Here is a 16,677-nt window from a genome sequence, read left to right on the forward strand (position 1 = left end):
GCCTTGGGCGCGGTCTCTTTTCGCGGGGGGGGGGGGCGGGGGGGGTCGGTCCGCGCTTCATCGCGGGGGGGTTGGGGGCCAACCCGCCCCCGTCATTGGGGGGGGGGGGCGGTTTCGCGCGAAACCGGCGCTCACCACCCGACCGCGAGCCGGCGATCGTTCGCGGCCGTCACTGCCCATCCAGCAGGTCCACCGGGACTTCTACGTGGCGGGCTCGGAGGAATTCGCCGACCGCCTTGCCGATCGGGTCGACCCGCAGGTTGCTGGAACCGCCGGTGCCCAGCAGTCCACGCAGGACGAAGTGCACCGCGCGGAGGTTGGGGAACTCGTGCCGGACGATCTCCAGGTCCTTCGCCTCCGGCATCAGCCGTCGCAGCTCTTCCGTGCTCAGCAAGCCGCGCAGCCACGGCCAGGCCTTCGGGTCGTCGACCCACAGGCCCACGTTGCTGTTGCCGCCCTTGTCACCGCTGCGCGCGTGCGCGATCCGTCCGAGCGGGACGCGGCGCGTTTCGCCCGCCGGGTTCGGCTCGGGCTCGGGATGCGCAGGCTGGACCGGTTGTTCGGTGGCAGGCGGCGGGACGATCTGGATCCGGGTGCCGTCGTCGAGCACCGTCTCGTGCGGCACGGCGTCCATCGCCAGCAGCGATGGCCAGTAGTCGATGCGCGGCTTGGGCGTCCCGGACTGGCGGGCGGCGCTGTCGGTGTAGAAGCCGGGGATGCTCGACAGGAACAGGCCGCCGAGTCCTTCCGCCAGCTCCTCCAGTGGCGCCCGCTCCGCGGCGGTGGCCATGATGCGCACCTGGACCGTGGCGTCCCACTGCCGTTCCGGGTCCTCCGCCGCGGTGCCGAGGGCGCTCACGTCGAGCTCCGCTTCCGCGCCGTCGAGCAGCGCCTCGGCCTGGGCCCGGATCAGCGCGACCTTCTCGTCGATGTCCAGCCCGGTGGCGTAGAGCGCCGAGACGAGCTGGTGGCCGATCGGGGCGAACACCGCGACCTTGGTCGTGGGCGGCGGCGGGGATCCGGTGGTGCCGGAGAGCTCCACCCGGTCCGGGCCGATCTGCCGCAGCCGCACGGTGTCCAGGTGCGCGGTGACGTCCGGGTTCAGGTAGCGCGGGCCCTGGATCTCGTACACCAGCTGCGCGGTCACGGTGTCCACTGTGACCATTCCGCCGTCGCGGGCGTGCTTGGTGATGATCGCGGTGCCGTCGGCGGCGATCTCGGCGACCGGGAATCCCGGCGCGACCATGCCGGGCACCCGGGTGAACCCGGAGAAGTTGCCGCCGACCGCCTGCGGGCCGCACTCGATGATGTGCCCGGCCACCACCGCGGCGGCGAGTTCGTCCCAGTCGGTGTTGCGCCAGCCGTGCCACCAGGCGGCCGGGCCGACGGTCAGCGAGGCGTCGGTGACGCGCCCGCAGACCACGATGTCGGCGCCTTCGCGCAGTGCGGCCGCGATGCCCCAGCCGCCCAGGTAGGCGTTTGCCGCGATCGGCCGGACTCCCCAGTCCGCCAGCGGTGCGCCGCTGTCGAGGCTCTGCAACGGGTGCCCGGCGGCCTGCAGATCGTCCAATGCGGACAGCACGTTGTCGCCTTCGACGTGCGCGACGCGCAGTCGCACGCCCGCCTCGGCGATCAGCGCCCGCACGGCGTCGGCCAGGCCGGCCGGGTTGAAGCCGCCGGCGTTGACCACGACCCGCGTGCCGCGTTCGGCCAGCGTCGCCAGGTGCGGGCGCAGCTGGTCGAGGAAGTACTCGACGAAGCCCTTCGACGGGTCGCTGCGGTGCCGGGCCGCCAGCATGGCCAGCGTGAACTCGGCGAGGTAGTCGCCGATCAGCACGTCGCACGGATCGCCGGCCACGGCCTCCGCGAAGGCGCTGCGCCGGTCACCGAGGTAGCCGGAGAAGCCTGCGATGCGGATCGCCCGGGTCATGAGTTCCTCCTCTTCCGCGGTCATGAGCGTTCGTTCCGGCGAGAACCGGCATGAACGCTCACGAGAGCTCTTGCACCGCTTGCCAGGCGGCTTCGGCCTGGCGCAGTTCGTTCTTCGCGCGGGCTTCGGCGACGTAGCCGTCGTCGCCCATCACACCTGCCAGGTAGCGGGCCCGCACACCGGCGCTGATGCAGCACGACCGCCACCGCTGGAACGCCACGTAGTACGGCAGGTCCGCTACGTCGCGGCCGGCGAGCGCGACGTAGCGGTCGACCAGCTCCGCGCGGGTGGGGAAGCCCGGTTCGGCGGTGGGGCCGAGGGCGGTCGCGGGAGGCAGTTCGTCGCCCGGCTCCACCCAGGTCGCCAGCAGCCAGCCCAGGTCGGCGAGCGGCTCGCCGAGGGTGGCCAGCTCCCAGTCGAAGACGGCCAGCACCTCGCCGTCCGGCGAGAACGACAGGTTGCCCGGCCGGAAGTCGCCGTGCACGATGCCGGTCTGCTGCCTCGGCACCTTCGCCAGCAGCGCGTCGTGCACCGCGTCCAGCAGCGGCAGGTCCGGCGCGCCGGACTGGTGCACCTGCCGCTGCCAGCGGCGGAGCTGCCGTTCCAGGTAGCCGTCGCGACGCGCGACGTCGCCCAGCCCGACCGAGTCCGGGTCGACGCCGTGCAATGCCGCCATGCACTCCACCGTCGCCAGGCCCGCGCGCCGCCGCGCCGTCGCCGAGAACGACTCCGCCGAATCCGGACCGGCGAGCACGTGGCCGTCGACGAAGCCCATCACGTAGAACTCGGCGCCGGTCACCGACTCGTCGGCGCAGTACGCGAGCGGATCGGGAACCGGCACGCCGGTGCCGTGCAGGGCGGAGATGAACCGCCACTCGCGGCTCATGTCGTGCGCCGTCGTGAGCACGCCGCCGGTGGGCGGGCGGCGCAGGGCGCGCACCGCGCCGTCGGCGTCGACGACGCGGTAGGTCAGGTTCGACCGCCCGCCGGAGACGATCGAGAACGTCACCGGCGGGCGCAGTCCCGGCACGTTCTCGGCCAGCCAGCGCTCGGTGTTCTCCGGCTCGATGCCACGCAGTTCCACGTCAACCTCGCACTACCTAGGCGTTCCAGTGACAGCCGCTTCGAATCAGTCCTTCACGGCGATCTGCTCGCGCAGTTGGCGTTTGAGGACCTTGCCGGTCGGCGTCCGCGGCAGCGCTTCCGCCCGCACCACCACGTGCGCCGGGACCTTGAAGGCCGCCAGCCGCGCCGCCACGTGCGACCGGAGTTCTTCCGGCGACACCGGGGAATGCAGGTTCACCACCGCCGCGACCTCTTCGCCGAGCGTCGGGTGCGGCAGGCCGATGACCGCGACGTCGGCCACCTCCGGGTGCTCGTAGAGGGCCGCTTCGACCTCCGCGCAGTACACGTTCTCGCCGCCGCGGATCACGACGTCCTTGAGCCGGTCCACCACGTACACCCAGTCGTCCTCGACGTAGCCGAGGTCGCCGGTGCGGAACCAGCCGTCGATGAAGGACTCCGCGGTGGCCTGCGGGTTGTTCCAGTAGCCGCGCACGATGTTCGGCCCGCGGAACCACAGCTCGCCGATCTCGCCGGGCGCCGCGTCCTCGGTGGTGGCCGGGTCCACGACGCGCAGGTCCGTGCCCGGCATGCAGCGGCCGACGCTGTTGGAGCGGGCGAGGTAGTCCGCGCCCGCGTTGCCGACCACCGCCGAGGTCGTCTCGGTGAGTCCGTAGCCGTTGGAAGGCGCCACACCTGTGCCGAAGGCGCCGATGCGCTGCACGAGGTCGGGCGGGATCGGCGCGCCGCCCATGTTCACGCCGTCCAGCCCGGCCACCGCGTCGCCCTGCTCGACCAGGTCCCGCATCACGGTCGGCACGCCGGCCGCGCTGGTCAGCCCCTCGGTCTTGATCAGCCGCGCCGCGGCCTCCCGGTCCCACCGGTACATGGTGGCCAGCTTCGCCCCGGCCAGCGTGCCGAAGTACAGCGTGGTGAGGCCGGCGATGTGGAACATCGGGAAGGTCAGCAGCACGCCGGGCTGCGGTCCTTCGCCCAGCGGCGGGAACTCGCCACCGTTGGCCAGCGCCGCCTGAACGCGCCGGTTCACCACCGTGTTCAGCAGGTTCGTGCAGTGGTTGCGGTGCGTGCCGATCGCGCCCTTGGGGCGGCCGGTGGTGCCGGAGGTGTAGAGGATCGTGGCGTCGTCGTCGGGCCCGATCGACACGTCCGGCAGGTCCGCGTCCGCGGGCAGCGATGCCAGCAGCTCCGACCACGCCCGCACGCCCGGCGCCGGATCACCCCCGCGCACCTCGACGACCGGGATGTCGCGGTCCAGCAGGGCGGTTCGCTGCGAGTCGGCGAACACCAGCTTCGCGCCGCAGTCGGTCAGGCCGAAGCGCAGTTCCGCGTCGGTCCACCACGCGTTGAGCGGCACCGCGACGAGCCCGGCCGCCTGGATCGCCCAGAAGATCGGCACCCATTCCGGGTAGTTGCGCATCGCGATCGCCACGCGGTCGCCGGAGACCAGGCCGTACTCCTCGCGGAGGCTGCGCGCCAAGCCCGCCACCAGCCGGTAGTGCTCCGCGTAGGTGCACCGGTAGCCGTCGTAGACGAGGAAGTCCCGCGCGCCGTAGCCCTGGCTGAACAGCGCCACGTCGCGCAGCGTCGTCGGCCCCTTGGCGTACACCCGCATCGGGATGCCGCCGACGTCCTGCGGCACGATCTCGAACTCACCGCCCGGACCGGTGAGCTCCGCGAGCAACCGCCGTCGCTGGTCCTCCGGCACGTCCCCTCCTTGAGTGTCCACAGTGATCTATCAAGCTCCGTAGTTGAGGCGCAGTCCTGGGCAGTGCCATTCGGTGGCGTAGAGGATGCCCCAGCCGGATGAGGTGATGTAGGCGGTGCGCAGGTCCGGGCCGCCGAAGCAGATGTTGGTGACGTGGAAGTCGTGCTTCGGCGGCTTGATCACGTCCTTGAGCTCGCCGTCCGGCGACAGCACGCTGATCCCGCCGGTCACCAGCGTCGCCACGCACACGTTGCCCTCGGAGTCCACGGCGAGCGAGTCCAGCAGCTGGTAGCCCTCGAAGCCGTGCAGCAGCTTGGCCCCTGCCGGTCCCTTGCCACCCCGGCCCAGCTTCCCCGGAGCCTCGACGTCCCAGTACCAGACTCGGCCGGTCGACGTTTCCGCCACGTAGACCCGCGTACCGTCCGGCGACAACCCGACCCCGTTGGCGTCGGCCAGCGGGTAGGCGATCTCCTCGATGCGACTGCCGTCGGCGGTGGCGTAGTACAGCCCGCCGCGGTCGGTCTCGCGCGGGCGGCGCTTGCCGAGATCGGTGAAGTAGAAGCCGCCCTCGGCGTCGAAGACGATGTCGTTGGGGCCGCGCAGGCCGTGGCCGTCCACGGCGGTGTAGAGGTCGGTGACCTCACCGTCCGCGGTGACCCGCTGGATGCGACCGCCGATGTAGTCGTCGGGCTGCATGCCGGGAACGTCGCGACCGCCGATGTCGTGCCACTCGAATCCGCCGTTGTTGCAGACGTACACCGCGCCGTCCGGCCCGATCGCCGCCCCGTTGGGTCCGCCGCCGCAGTCGGCGACCACCGACACGGTGCCGTCCGGCGCGACCCGCGACAGCGTGCCGCGCTTGATCTCCACCAGCAGCACGGAGCCGTCGGCGAGGGCCACCGGCCCCTCCGGGAACTGCAGGCCCGACGCGATCGTCGTCAGCTCGGTCATGAGATTCCTCTCGGGTGCCGCGGATTGGCCACCGCGAGCCGGTCGAGCACCTGCTCCCACACGGCGGCGGCCGTTTCCGGTTGCCAGGGATCGAGTTCGCCGTCGCGGATCGCGCCGGCCAGCGCCGCCCGGTCGGCGAGCCCCATATCCGCGAGCCGGCGCCGGTGCCGCTGTTCCTGCCGCTCCGCCAACGCCAGCTCGCGCTCCACGATGGACAGGGTGTTCGCGGCGACCCGGGACTGGAACCGCATCCTCCCGGTGCTGTCCGGCACGACCTCGTCGCGCAGGAAGTCCGCCACCGCCGCGACGAGTTCCGCCGCCGAAGGCCGCCCGTGCAGATCCGACACCGGTGCCCGGCGCTCCTGCCCGGGACCGGCCGGGCGCGGCACGCCGAGCTCGGCCAGCAGGTCGTGCTCCTGCTCGCAGACGCGCCGGCCGATCGCGGCCAGCTCCATCGACGGCCGCTCGCCGCTGAGGTGCCGTTGCGCCTGCGAGCGGCAGATCACGCCCCACCGCGCGGTGCCGAGGATCTCCCACCAGCGCACCGCATCCGGGTCCGGTCGCCGCCCGGCGATCTCCGCGTAACCGTCGAAGAGTTCTTCCCTGGTGCCGAATCCGCCGACCGGCAGCGGCGATCCGAACCGCCAGGCGTTGACGCACAGCCAGCCCAGGTCCTCCATCGGATCGCCGAGGTGCACCAGCTCCCAGTCCAGCACCGCCCGCAGCCCGTCCGGACCGACGATCAGGTTCCCGTTGCGGAAATCGCCGTGCACCAACGTTCTTCCGGTGTCGGGTGGCCGGTTCGCGCGCAGCCAGCGGAACGCGATCTCGACCGCGGGCAGCGGCTCGCCGAGCTCCTCGTAGGTCGCCACGAGCTGGTCGAGCGGGTCGGCCGACGGCAGGTCCGGCGCGGGAACGCGGTGGATCAGCGCCGCTGTCCGGCCGAGTTCGCGGGCCAGTTTCCCGCGTGCTGCGGCGAATTCCGGCTCGCGCAGCAGGCGCCGGGGAATCGACTCGCCGTCGACGTGTTCGGTGAGCACGTACGGCGAGCCGAGGATCGCGGCGTCGGTGCTGTGGTCCACCAGCAGTGGCACCGGAACGCCCGCGGCCCGCGCCGCTTCCAGCACCACCGCCTCGCGCGCCATGCCCTCCGGACGCGCCGCGCCGACCGGGTCGCGCCGCAGCACCAGCCGCCGGGCTCCCCCGTCGAGCTCGACGAACCACGTCTCGCGACTCGCCCCGCCGCTGGCCTGCGCCAGCCCGGTCACCTCGACCGGGCGGCCGAGCACCCCGGGCAGGCGACGCGCGAGCCCGTCCAGCGGCTCCGCCGCGCTCACCGGCGCCGCCCCGGCCCGGCGAAGCCGAACAGGTATCCGGCGACCTTCCGCTTCTGCACCTCTTCGGAACCTTCGGTGATCCGGTAGCGGCGGTGGTGCCGGTAGATGTGCTCGAACGGGGTGTGCCGGGTGTAGCCGAGCCCGCCGTGCACCTGCATCGCCTGGTCGGCCGCCTCGCACACCAGCCGGTTGGCGCGGAAGTTGCACATCGACACCCGGTCGCTGATCTCGAAGTGCGGCCTGCGGTCCAGCTCCCAGGCGGTCTTGCGCACCAGGCCGCGCAGCAGCTCGGCGTCGGTCTGCAGCTCCACCAGCGGCCACTGGATGGCCTGCCGGTTGGCCAGCGGCTGCCCGAAGGTGACCCGCTCGCGGGCGTATTCGACGCTGCGGTCGATGCAGTACTGGGCCGCGCCGACGCCCGAGGCCGCCTGCCTGATCCGGTTCTCGTGCACGAAGTGCTGCGCCAGTGCGAGCCCGCCGCCGACCTCGCCGAACACCGCCGAGTCCGGCACCCGCACGTCGCGCAGGGTCACCTCGGCGTGGTCGGTGGGCATGTTGAAGGTCCACCAGTGGAAGTCGACGGAGAAGCCCGGCGCGTCGGTGGGCACGATGAACGCGGTGATGCCGGTGGCCTGGCCGGGCTCGCCGGAGGTGCGGGCGAAGACGATGTCGTGGGTCGCGGAGTGCATCCCGGAGTTGAACCGCTTGGCGCCGTTGATGATCCAGTCGCCGCCCGAGCGGACCGCGGTGGTCTCCAGCCAGGTGGCGTCGCTGCCGTGATCGGGTTCGGTGAGGCCGAACGCGAGCCGCTTGCGGCGCGCCAGCACGGGTTGGAGGAATTCCTCGCGCTGCTCCGGGGTTCCGAACGCCAGCAGCATGTGCACGACCGGGAAGTTGCCCACCACCGACGACTCGTTCTGCAGGTCGTTGTGCAGGCCGAGGCCCTTCGCGGCGAGGTGCTCGCGGATCACGGCCATGTCGAAGTTGGTGCCGTCCGAACCGCCCACCTCCGCGGGCAGCCCGTAGCGCAGCCAGCCCGCCCGGTCGGCGCGGCGGAACATCTCGCCGAGCAATTCCTCCCACTCCCGGCGCGGCGTGCCGCCCGCTTCGAAGTCGGTGCGGGCGAATTCCCGGCGGTGGTCGAAGAACCGCTCGTTGTCGTCCTGCTCCTGCAGCGGGCGGATCTCGGAGTCGATGAACGCGTCGAGCGCGGCGAGGCGGCTGACCAGCTCGGCAGGGAGAGCGAAGTCCATGCGTTCTCCTCACGTGTCCATCGGAATGCGGCGGGGATCACTTCGCACCGTCGCCGGTTCTCGCGGCGTCGTCCGGTGAGGACGGCCCCGATGCCGCGAACGTGCGCAGGCCGGGGATCCCGCGGGGGCCGCAAGCCCGTTCTGAAATCACCTCTTTAACGCTCGTTCAGTGACCCTAGACACGGCGCGGCCGGTAGCACAAGAGGACGAACGAGGGCGTTCTTGACGTCCCGCTCGACCGCGCCATAGCGTGCGGAAATCCCTGGTGCGCAAGGCGTAGTGCCCGCACCGGTTCCAGTGCTCTCAGGAGGGTTCGTGACGACAACGGCCGAGCAACGGGTCAGCTGCACCATCACCGACGGCGTGGCGGACGTGCGGCTGAACCGACCGGACAAGCTCAACGCGCTCGACCAGGCCATGTTCGACGCCCTGGTCACGACCGGGCTGCGGCTGCGCGACGACGACGGCGTGCGGGCCGTGGTGCTCTCCGGGGAGGGCCGGGCCTTCTGCGCCGGCCTGGACTTCGCCAACTTCCAGCAGATGGCCGACGACAGCGGCCGGCTTCCCGACCGCAAGTCCGTCACCACCGAACCGGTCGGCCCGGCGAAGGCGCGCGGTCAGCAGGCGGCGCACGTGTGGGCGACGCTGCCGGTGCCGGTGATCGCGGCGGTGCACGGCGTGGCGTTCGGCGGCGGCCTGCAGGTGGCGCTGGGCGCGGACATCCGGCTCGTGGCGCCGGACGCGAAGCTGTCGGTGATGGAGATCAAGTGGGGAATCGCGCCGGACATGACCGGCACCCAGCTGCTCCCGGAACTCGTGGGCCGCGACGTCGCCAAGGAGCTGACCTACACCGGCCGCGTCATCAGCGGCGAGGAAGCCGCCGCGCTGGGCCTGTGCACCCGGGTCGAAGCCGACCCGCTGACCGCGGCCCTCGCCCTGGCGGCCGAGATCGCCACCAAGAGCCCGGAAGCGATCCGCTACTCCAAGCAGCTCCTCGACATGGCGGGCCGCGTGAGCCTCGCCGAGGGCTTCGAGGCGGAGCAGACGGCGATCAAGGCCCTGATCGGCAGCCCGAACCAGGTCGAAGCGGTCAAATCGAACCTCGAGAAGCGCGCCCCGAACTTCGCCGACCCCACCACCTGACCCCGACGCGCCGCAGTTTCAATTGAAACTGCGGACCACGACAGGGGACGTCGTGCAGTTTCAATTGAAACTGTGCCTGAGCACGGGGAGACCGGACCACAGTTTCAATTGAAACCGGTGTCCGGTGTCCGGTGTCCGGGACCGCTGGGAGGGACAGTTTCAATTGAAACTGCGGCGGGGGGTCAGATGCCGTCGGGGCGCCTGGGCCAGGGCGGGATGAAGTCCGGGTAGTCCTGGCTGACCTTGAGCGGGAACTCGGCCGGGCGCTTGGCCAGGAACGACGCGACGCCCTCGGCCGCGTCTGCGCCCGCGCCGAGGTGGTTGATGCCCTTGGAATCCAGGCGGTGCGCCTCCCACGGCGAGTCCGCGCTGAGCATGCCCCACAGCAGCTGGCGGGCCACCGCCACCGAAACGCCCGAGGTGTTGTCGGCGACCTCGCGGGCGATCGCCCGGGCCGTCGGGAGCAGCTCGTCGTCGGGGACCACGCGGGAGACCAGGCGACCCGCCAGCGCCTCCTCGGCACCGAAGACCCGGCCGGTGGCCACCCACTCCATCGCCTGCGAGATGCCGACGACGCGCGGCAGGAACCACGTGGAGGCCGCCTCCGGAAGGATGCCGCGGCGAGCGAAGACCAGGCCGAACTTCGCCGACTCGGCGGCCAGCCGGATGTCCATCGGCAGCGTCATGGTCACGCCCACCCCGACCGCCGGGCCGTTGAACGCCGCGATCACCGGCTTGCGCGACGCCGCGATGCGCAGCGCCACCGTGCCGCCGCCGTCGCGCGGCACACCGCCGATCTCCCCGGCCGCCCACCGGTCCTTCGCGCGTTCGGCGTCGGCATCGGCGTTGAAGGTGTCCGAGCCGGAGCTGAGGTCCGCACCGGCGCAGAAGCCGCGGCCCGCGCCCGTGACGATCACCGCGCGCACCGAGTCGTCGGCGTCGGTGGTGTCGAAGGCGTCGATCAGCTCGGCGCGCATGACGTGCGTGAAGGCGTTGAGCTTGTCCGGCCGGTTCAGCGTGATGGTCGCGATGCCGTCGGCGGCCTCGTAGGCGATCTGCTGGTAGCTCATCGCACCATCCACTCGCCGGTGAACACCGCTTCCACCTTGTTCACGAACGCCTCCCGCGCGGCCGGGCCGTCCGCCGTGGCGAAGTTGACGACCTGGGCGCGGGCCTCGTTCTCCAGCGCCTCCCGGAAGCTCTGGTGCGCGCCGGCGTGCAGCATGTCCTTGCTCTGCGCCATCGCGATCGGCGGGCCCTGCGCCAGCCGCCCGGCGACGTCGGCGACGAACTCGTCGAGCTCGTGGTCCTCCTTGATCCAGGTGACCAGCCCGAGTTCCAGGGCCTCCTTCGCACCGATGATCTCGCCGAGCAGCGCGAGCCGCTTCGCCTGCTGCATCCCGACGATCCGCGGCAGCAACCAGGAGCCGCCGAAGTCCAGCGACAGGCCGCGCTTGGCGAAGATCTGCGAGAACCGCGCATCCGGCGTGGAGACCACCAGGTCGCAGCCCAGCGCCAGGTTCCAGCCCGCGCCGACGGCGACGCCGCGCACCTTCGCCACCACCGGCTTGGGCAGTTCGTACAGCGACAGCGCGACATCGTTGATGCCGTGCATCCGGCGCAGCGGGTGCTGCGAGCCGCGGTCGGTGCTGAGGTCCGCGCCGGCGCAGAAATCACCGCCCTCGCCGGTGAGCACCACGGCTCGCACGCTGTCCTCGGTCGCCGCGTGCTTGAGCGCCTTCTGCAACGCCAGCCAGGTCTGCCCGTCGATGGCGTTCTTCCGGCGGGGCCGGTTGATCGTCACCGTCAGCACGGGGCCGTCCTGGGCCAGCAGAACCGTGTCACCGTCCATTGTGCTCACACGTTCCCATCGTTTCGCGTGCGGCGGCGCGACCCGCCAGCCGTGTATCGTTCGTTAAGTTAGCATCCGGTGGCATCAGCTCCCAAGCATCGATCGGCGCTTGAAAACCACGCGGCGCAATGGAAAAGTCGAGGCTCGGGCGCCTCGGCGCGCGCCGAGATCCGACCCCGGCGGGGAAGGGGAACGATGGCCATCAACGACGATGACGACTTCCTGCGCGCGGCGATAGACGAGGCCGAGATCCCGGCACTGCTGCCCGCGCTGGCCCAGCTGACCGGAGACCTGTCGCTGCTGCGCGACGACCTGCGACCCGACCCGACCGACCGGTTCAGCCCGCAGGGCGCGCTCGGCGACGAGCAGCTGGCCGCCGCCCGCGAGCTCGCGCTGCGCGCGCTGGCCGGCTGGCGCGACCGGGGCTGCCCGGCGGCTCCGGAACTCGCCGACGACCAGGTCCGCCGGCTCATCGAGTTCTCCACCAGCGGCGCATTGGACGGCTATCTGCCGCTGCTGGTGGAGGAACTGGCCCACGACGGCGACCCGGGCCGGCCCGACTGGACGAAGGCCGAGCTCGCCGCCGACGCGCCGCTGCACGTGGTGATCATCGGCGCCGGGATGTCCGGGCTGGCCGCCGCGCACCGGCTGCGGCAGGCCGGGGTTCCGTTCGAGATCCTCGAGAAGAACTCCGACGTCGGCGGCACCTGGCTGGAGAACACCTACCCGGGTTGCCGGGTCGACGTCACCAACCACCTCTACAGCTTCTCCTTCACCGGCAACCACGACTGGCCCGGGCACTTCTCCACCCAGCGGGCGCTGCTGGACTACTTCCGTGACTTCGCCGACGAGCAGGACCTCAAGCGGCACATCCGGTTCGGCACCGAGGTCGTGGCGGCGGAGTACGTCGAGGCCGAGCACTGCTGGGAGCTGGAAGTCCGCGACGCAGGAGGCTCGCGGCGGCTGCGGGCGCAGGCGGTGATCAGCGCCGTCGGCCAGCTCAACCGGCCCAGCTACCCCAAGATCAGCGGCCTGGCCGACTTCGCCGGACCCAGCTTCCACTCCGCCCGCTGGGACCACGACGTCGACCTGACCGGCAAGCGCGTCGCGGTGATCGGCACCGGCGCCAGCGCCGTGCAGTTCGTGCCGATCATCGCCGAGCAGGCCGCCGAAGTGCACCTCTTCCAGCGCACCCCGCCGTGGCTGGTGCCCACCCCGGACTACCACGACCCGGTGCAGCCGGGCTTGCGATGGCTGCTGCGCAACGTGCCGCACTACGCCCGGTGGTACCGGTTCTGGCTGTTCTGCCGCTCCGCGGAGGGCGTCCTCCCGGCCGTAGCGGTCGATCCGGACTGGACCGGCGATCCGCGCTCGGTGTCCGCGCGCAACGAGGAACTCCGGCAGCTCCTGGTCGCCTACCTCGAGATGAGCCTGCCCGACGATCCCGAACTGGTCCGCAAGGTCACCCCGCAGTACCCGCCAGCGGCGAAGCGGATGCTGCGCGACAACGGCACCTGGCCTGCGACGCTGCGGCGGGAAGACGTGCACCTGGTGACCGAGCCGATCCGGGAGGTGACCGCGACGGGCGTGCGCACCGCCGACGGGCGGCAGCACGACGCCGACGTGCTGATCCTGGCCACCGGATTCCAGGCGTCGAACTTCCTGACGCCGATGCGGGTCACCGGCCGCGACGGCGTCGACCTGCACCAACGATGGGGCGGCGACGCCCGCGCCTACCTGGGGATCACGGTGCCGGAGTTCCCGAACTTCTTCATGATCTACGGGCCGAACACCAACATCGTGGTCAACGGCAGCATCATCTTCTTCTCCGAGTGCGCGGTGAACTACATCGTCGGCTGCCTGCGCCTGCTGCTGGAGCGCGGCTCGGCGGCGCTCGAATGCCGCGCGGAGGTGCACGACGGGTTCAACGCCGACGTCGACCGCGCCAACCTGCTGATGAGCTGGGGTAAGTCCACAGTGCACAGCTGGTACAAGAACGAGCACGGCCGGGTGGCGCAGAACTGGCCGTTCTCCCTGATGGAGTACTGGAAGCGCACGAAGCGGCCCGACCCGGCCGACTTCCTGCTGCGCGGCGGAGAAAGCGAGTGAGCATGTCCGAAGTGGAGTACCGGCAGGCGCGGTTCTCGGCACCGGCCGGATCCACCGATGTCCTGCTGATCCGGCACGGCGAATCCGAACCGGCGCGGCCGGGCCGGTCGTTCCCGCTGGTCGACGGCCAGGGCGACCCGGAGCTGGCGCCGGCGGGCCGGGAGCACGCCGAGCGGGTCGCGGGGCGCCTGGCCGGCGAGGACCTCGACGCGATCTACGTGACCACGCTGCGGCGAACGGTCCAGACGGCGGCGCCGCTGGCCGCCCGCCTCGGCCTGACGCCGCGGGTCGAGCCCGGCCTGCGCGAAGTGCACTTGGGCGACTGGGAAGGCGGGCTGTTCCGGCAGAAGGTCGCGCAGAACGACCCGGTGATCCAGAAGATGCACGCCGAGCAGCGCTGGGACGTCATCCCGGGCGCGGAATCCACCGAGGACCTGGCCGCCCGGGTGCGCGATGCGGTCGAACGCCTGGCCGCCGCGCACCCGGACCAGCGCATCGCGGTGTTCACCCACGGCGGGGTCATCGGCCAGGTGATCGCCATGGCGGCGGGCTCCCGCCCGATGGCGTTCCTGGGCGCGAACAACGGCTCGATCTCGCAGATCGTGGTGACCGGGGACCGCTGGATCATCCGCCGCTTCAACGATTCGGCCCACCTCGACGAAGGCCTGAACAAGGCCGCCGGCGCCCTGAGCTGACACCCGTGGGTCTTCTGGCCAGCGCTGCCCGGAAGACCCACGACCCGATCCCTGCGGCAAGCTCACGGCACCGGTGTCCGCTGCGCTGCCACGGCGGTGCGAGCCCTGCGGCGCGCACAGCATCGTCAGCGCGGCGGTGACGGCGATTGCGCGCCGTGCACCGCATTCCCCTGCCCAAGGCGGGCAACGTAGACGGTGTTGGCGGATTTCCCACCCCCATATGGATTGTCGAAGTCCACCACGTGGGCTTCGGCGGTCGCGAAGACCGCGGCGAGTGTCGAGGCGAAATCCTCGTCCGGCGGATCATCGGACCACAGCGCGAACACCCCGCCCGGTCGAAGGTGCCGGGCGAGTCGCTGCAGCCCTTCGACGGTGTAGAACGAGGCGTGGCCGGGGTCCAGGACGTGACGGGGCGAGTGGTCGATGTCGACGAGGATCGCGTGGAACCGCCGACCGGGCACATCCGGGTCGAACCCCGCAGCCGCACGGGCCATGTCGAAGAAATCACCGTGCACGAAACGATTTCGCGGGTCGCCGGACAGCGACTCGCCCAACGGCAGCAGCCGGCGCCGGTGCCACTCGATCACCTCGCCCAGGCCTTCGACAACGGTCAGCGAGCGCACGCGCGTATCCGCCAGCGCGGCCCACGCCGTGTAGCCGAGTCCGAGCCCACCGACCACGACGTCGAGACCGGTGTCCGGCAACTCGGCCAGACCCAGCCTCGCGAGCTCGACCTCGGCGACCGTGAACAGGCTCGACATCAGGTACTCGTCGTCGAGCTTGACCTCGTAGACGTCCGCTTCGAGCAGCGGATCCCGTCGGCGCCGCAGGCTGATCACGCCGATCGGCGTCTCCCGCCAGTCGATTTCCTCGAAGCGAAAGCTCAATTCCGCCATCCAATCCGGGTCGTCTTCTCGCTGCACCATGCCACGGCACGCGATCACCGGGCCACGTCCACCGCCCGGTCGGACGCGTGGCAGCCGACGTGGCCCGGCTCCGATCACGCGGGCTGCATGGCTTGCGGCGTCATCTGACGGCACATGCCGGCACACCGCGTCATCATGTCCGCCAACTCGGACATCTCCCGGCTTTCCATCCGCCTGCACGCCTCGGCGCTCATCTCGCACATGTCCGCGCACATCCCGCACATCCGCACGCACATCTGCACCATGTCCGAACTGGCTTTCGCCATGCTCGAACAGCGCATCATCATGTCCGCGCACATGCGACACATGTCCGCGCAGGACATCATCATCATGCTCATCTGCATGGCGGACTCGCTGTGGATCTCCATGCAGCGGGACAGCATCTGCTCGCACATGTCGTGGCACTTGTTGCACGTTTCGATGCATTGCTGCATTTCGGTGCTCATCTGCCGTGTCATCCGTGAACCTCCAACGATCTCCGATCCGATCGAGGGGCGAACCGACGCGGGCGCGCTCCGGTTAGCGCCCCAAGGAGCTCTGCGTACCCCTGACCAGGCAAGATCGCACGTCGTGGCTACGAGATCAGGCTCCGACCGCGAGTTGCGGTCACCCGTGTCCGCCGACGGTCATCGCGGTCCTCCCGAAGCGCCACGGCAGGACGGAACACGCACGTGCGCACATTCGTCCCGAACGCACGCACGTGCCTTGAGCAGCGGAAAGCTACTTCAGGCCCAAGGAGCGGATGGCCGCCGCGGGGTCGCCCTGGGTCATCAGGGCGATCGCCGGGGTGGTGACCCCGTTGGCCATGTACTGCTGGATCCGCTCCCGGCAGTGCGCCGCCGGGCCGTGGACCACCAGGTCGTCGACCACGCTGTCCGGGATCGCCGCCAGCGCCGCCTTCCGGTCTCCCGACTCCCACGCCTGCCACATCGGCTTGAGCTCCTCGCGCCCCAGCCACTCGTGGAACGCCCGGTACACCGGCACGTTCATGTACGCCGCGATCTGCCGCCGGGCCACGCCGCGCGCCGTGTCCGCGTCGGTGTCGGGCATGACGAAGATCCGCGCCACGATCTCCTTGTCCGGCCCGCCCTCGTGCACGTGCGGGACCACGGTGCGCACGTCGTCGGCGGACAGCCAGTTGATGATCGCCCCGTCGGCCTCCCGGCCCGCCAGCCGCAGCATGCCCGGCCGCAGCGCGGCGACCAGCAGCGGCGGTGGCGGATCGGCGACGACGCCCGCGGTGAAGCCCTGCACCTGGAACGTGTCGTAGTTCTCGGTGACCTTCTCGCCGCGCAGCGCCTTGCGCAGGAACCGCAGCGTGTCGCGCACCCGCTTGTAGGGCTCCTCGAACGGAATGCCGTTCCAGCGCTGCACGATCACGTTCGACGACGTGCCGATGCCCAGCGCGAACCGGCCCGGCGCGGCCGCCGCCAGCGTCGCCGCGCTCATCGCCAGCGTCGCCGGGCCGCGGGTGTAGACCGGGACGATCGCGGTGCCCAGTCGCAGCTCCGGCGCCCACGCACTGGCCAGCGCCAGCGGGGTGAACGCGTCGGTTCCGTTCGCTTCCGCCGACCACACGTCGGTGTAGCCCAGGTCCGGGAGTTCGGTGATCAGCTCCCGCTGGTCGACCAGCGGCAGCCCCTGGAACGGGACCGTGATGCCCCAACGTCGTTCCACGACAATCCCTTTCGTC

The 16,677-nt window shown here is 71.2% G+C and carries 14 protein-coding genes; 3 read left to right on the forward strand and 11 right to left on the reverse strand.

What is annotated here, in order from left to right; translation table 11 throughout:
• Positions 1-169 precede the first annotated feature (169 nt).
• From ACWEV3_RS15165 to ACWEV3_RS15190, 6 genes are read right to left on the reverse strand one after another with little or no spacing between them, the layout of a single operon-like run.
• Entirely contained in the window at positions 170-1,954 is a 1,785-nt protein-coding gene (locus tag ACWEV3_RS15165) for an acyclic terpene utilization AtuA family protein (protein ID WP_452614438.1), read from the reverse strand.
• 34 nt (positions 1,955-1,988) lie between these two features.
• On the reverse strand, positions 1,989-3,014 hold the full coding sequence (locus ACWEV3_RS15170; protein ID WP_452614439.1) for a phosphotransferase family protein: 1,026 nt from the start codon (positions 3,012-3,014) through the stop codon (positions 1,989-1,991).
• A gap of 45 nt (positions 3,015-3,059) precedes the next feature.
• Positions 3,060-4,718 carry a class I adenylate-forming enzyme family protein gene (locus ACWEV3_RS15175; RefSeq protein WP_452614440.1) on the reverse strand — a complete coding sequence of 553 codons (1,659 nt, stop codon included), beginning with the start codon at positions 4,716-4,718 and terminating at the stop codon, positions 3,060-3,062.
• Between the two features lie 30 nt (positions 4,719-4,748).
• The gene (locus ACWEV3_RS15180) at positions 4,749-5,669 is read right to left on the reverse strand and encodes an SMP-30/gluconolactonase/LRE family protein (protein WP_452614441.1); all 921 of its coding nucleotides are present in this window, start codon (positions 5,667-5,669) and stop codon (positions 4,749-4,751) included.
• A complete protein-coding gene (locus ACWEV3_RS15185) occupies positions 5,666-7,006 on the reverse strand; it encodes a phosphotransferase family protein (RefSeq protein WP_452614442.1) in 1,341 nt (446 codons plus the stop codon). Before ACWEV3_RS15185 ends, ACWEV3_RS15180 begins: the two co-directional genes overlap by 4 nt.
• Positions 7,003-8,259 carry an acyl-CoA dehydrogenase family protein gene (locus ACWEV3_RS15190; RefSeq protein ID WP_452614443.1) on the reverse strand — a complete coding sequence of 419 codons (1,257 nt, stop codon included), beginning with the start codon at positions 8,257-8,259 and terminating at the stop codon, positions 7,003-7,005. The genes ACWEV3_RS15185 and ACWEV3_RS15190 overlap by 4 nt, the downstream gene beginning before the upstream one ends.
• Before the next feature lie 315 nt (positions 8,260-8,574).
• Here ACWEV3_RS15190 and ACWEV3_RS15195 point away from each other — a divergent pair, with 315 nt between their 5' ends.
• Positions 8,575-9,402: a crotonase/enoyl-CoA hydratase family protein gene (locus ACWEV3_RS15195; RefSeq protein ID WP_452614444.1), complete on the forward strand. Its 828-nt coding sequence runs from the start codon at positions 8,575-8,577 to the stop codon at positions 9,400-9,402.
• 182 nt (positions 9,403-9,584) lie between these two features.
• On the opposite strand, the gene ACWEV3_RS15200 is transcribed toward ACWEV3_RS15195, so the two are convergent.
• Positions 9,585-10,472 (reverse strand): crotonase/enoyl-CoA hydratase family protein, encoded by an 888-nt coding sequence (locus ACWEV3_RS15200; RefSeq protein WP_452614445.1) that lies wholly within the window; start codon positions 10,470-10,472, stop codon positions 9,585-9,587.
• Complete coding sequence (locus ACWEV3_RS15205; protein WP_452614446.1) at positions 10,469-11,254, reverse strand: enoyl-CoA hydratase/isomerase family protein; 786 nt, start codon at positions 11,252-11,254, stop codon at positions 10,469-10,471. The genes ACWEV3_RS15200 and ACWEV3_RS15205 overlap by 4 nt, the downstream gene beginning before the upstream one ends.
• A 195-nt stretch (positions 11,255-11,449) precedes the next feature.
• Between ACWEV3_RS15205 and ACWEV3_RS15210 the strand changes: the two genes are divergently transcribed.
• Positions 11,450-13,363, forward strand: a complete 1,914-nt coding sequence (locus tag ACWEV3_RS15210) for a flavin-containing monooxygenase (protein ID WP_452614447.1) — start codon at positions 11,450-11,452, stop codon at positions 13,361-13,363.
• Between the two features lie 2 nt (positions 13,364-13,365).
• Complete coding sequence (locus ACWEV3_RS15215) at positions 13,366-14,058, forward strand: histidine phosphatase family protein (protein WP_452614448.1); 693 nt, start codon at positions 13,366-13,368, stop codon at positions 14,056-14,058.
• A gap of 125 nt (positions 14,059-14,183) precedes the next feature.
• Here ACWEV3_RS15215 and ACWEV3_RS15220 read toward each other — a convergent pair whose 3' ends face one another.
• The 3 genes from ACWEV3_RS15220 to ACWEV3_RS15230 form a co-directional block, all read right to left on the reverse strand.
• Positions 14,184-14,984: a spermidine synthase gene (locus ACWEV3_RS15220; RefSeq protein ID WP_452614449.1), complete on the reverse strand. Its 801-nt coding sequence runs from the start codon at positions 14,982-14,984 to the stop codon at positions 14,184-14,186.
• A 74-nt stretch (positions 14,985-15,058) separates the two neighbouring features.
• Positions 15,059-15,442, reverse strand: a complete 384-nt coding sequence (locus ACWEV3_RS15225) for a hypothetical protein (RefSeq protein ID WP_452614450.1) — start codon at positions 15,440-15,442, stop codon at positions 15,059-15,061.
• 262 nt (positions 15,443-15,704) lie between these two features.
• Positions 15,705-16,661, reverse strand: coding sequence for an LLM class F420-dependent oxidoreductase (locus ACWEV3_RS15230; RefSeq protein ID WP_452614451.1), 957 nt, complete (start codon positions 16,659-16,661; stop codon positions 15,705-15,707).
• Positions 16,662-16,677 lie beyond the last annotated feature (16 nt).

It is taken from the genome of Saccharopolyspora sp. NPDC003752 (assembly GCF_053605825.1).

Excerpts from the sequence above, each read along its gene's own strand:
- ACWEV3_RS15215 (WP_452614448.1), top strand. The coding sequence starts at position 13,366 with ATGTCCGAAGTGGAGTACCGGCAGGCGCGGTTCTCGGCACCGGCCGGA.
- ACWEV3_RS15190 (WP_452614443.1), bottom strand. The coding sequence starts at position 8,259 with ATGGACTTCGCTCTCCCTGCCGAGCTGGTCAGCCGCCTCGCCGCGCTC.
- ACWEV3_RS15200 (WP_452614445.1), bottom strand. The coding sequence starts at position 10,472 with ATGAGCTACCAGCAGATCGCCTACGAGGCCGCCGACGGCATCGCGACC.
- ACWEV3_RS15225 (WP_452614450.1), bottom strand. The coding sequence starts at position 15,442 with ATGACACGGCAGATGAGCACCGAAATGCAGCAATGCATCGAAACGTGC.
- ACWEV3_RS15180 (WP_452614441.1), bottom strand. The coding sequence starts at position 5,669 with ATGACCGAGCTGACGACGATCGCGTCGGGCCTGCAGTTCCCGGAGGGG.
- ACWEV3_RS15210 (WP_452614447.1), top strand. The coding sequence starts at position 11,450 with ATGGCCATCAACGACGATGACGACTTCCTGCGCGCGGCGATAGACGAG.
- ACWEV3_RS15220 (WP_452614449.1), bottom strand. The coding sequence starts at position 14,984 with ATGGTGCAGCGAGAAGACGACCCGGATTGGATGGCGGAATTGAGCTTT.
- ACWEV3_RS15165 (WP_452614438.1), bottom strand. The coding sequence starts at position 1,954 with ATGACCGCGGAAGAGGAGGAACTCATGACCCGGGCGATCCGCATCGCA.
- ACWEV3_RS15205 (WP_452614446.1), bottom strand. The coding sequence starts at position 11,254 with ATGGACGGTGACACGGTTCTGCTGGCCCAGGACGGCCCCGTGCTGACG.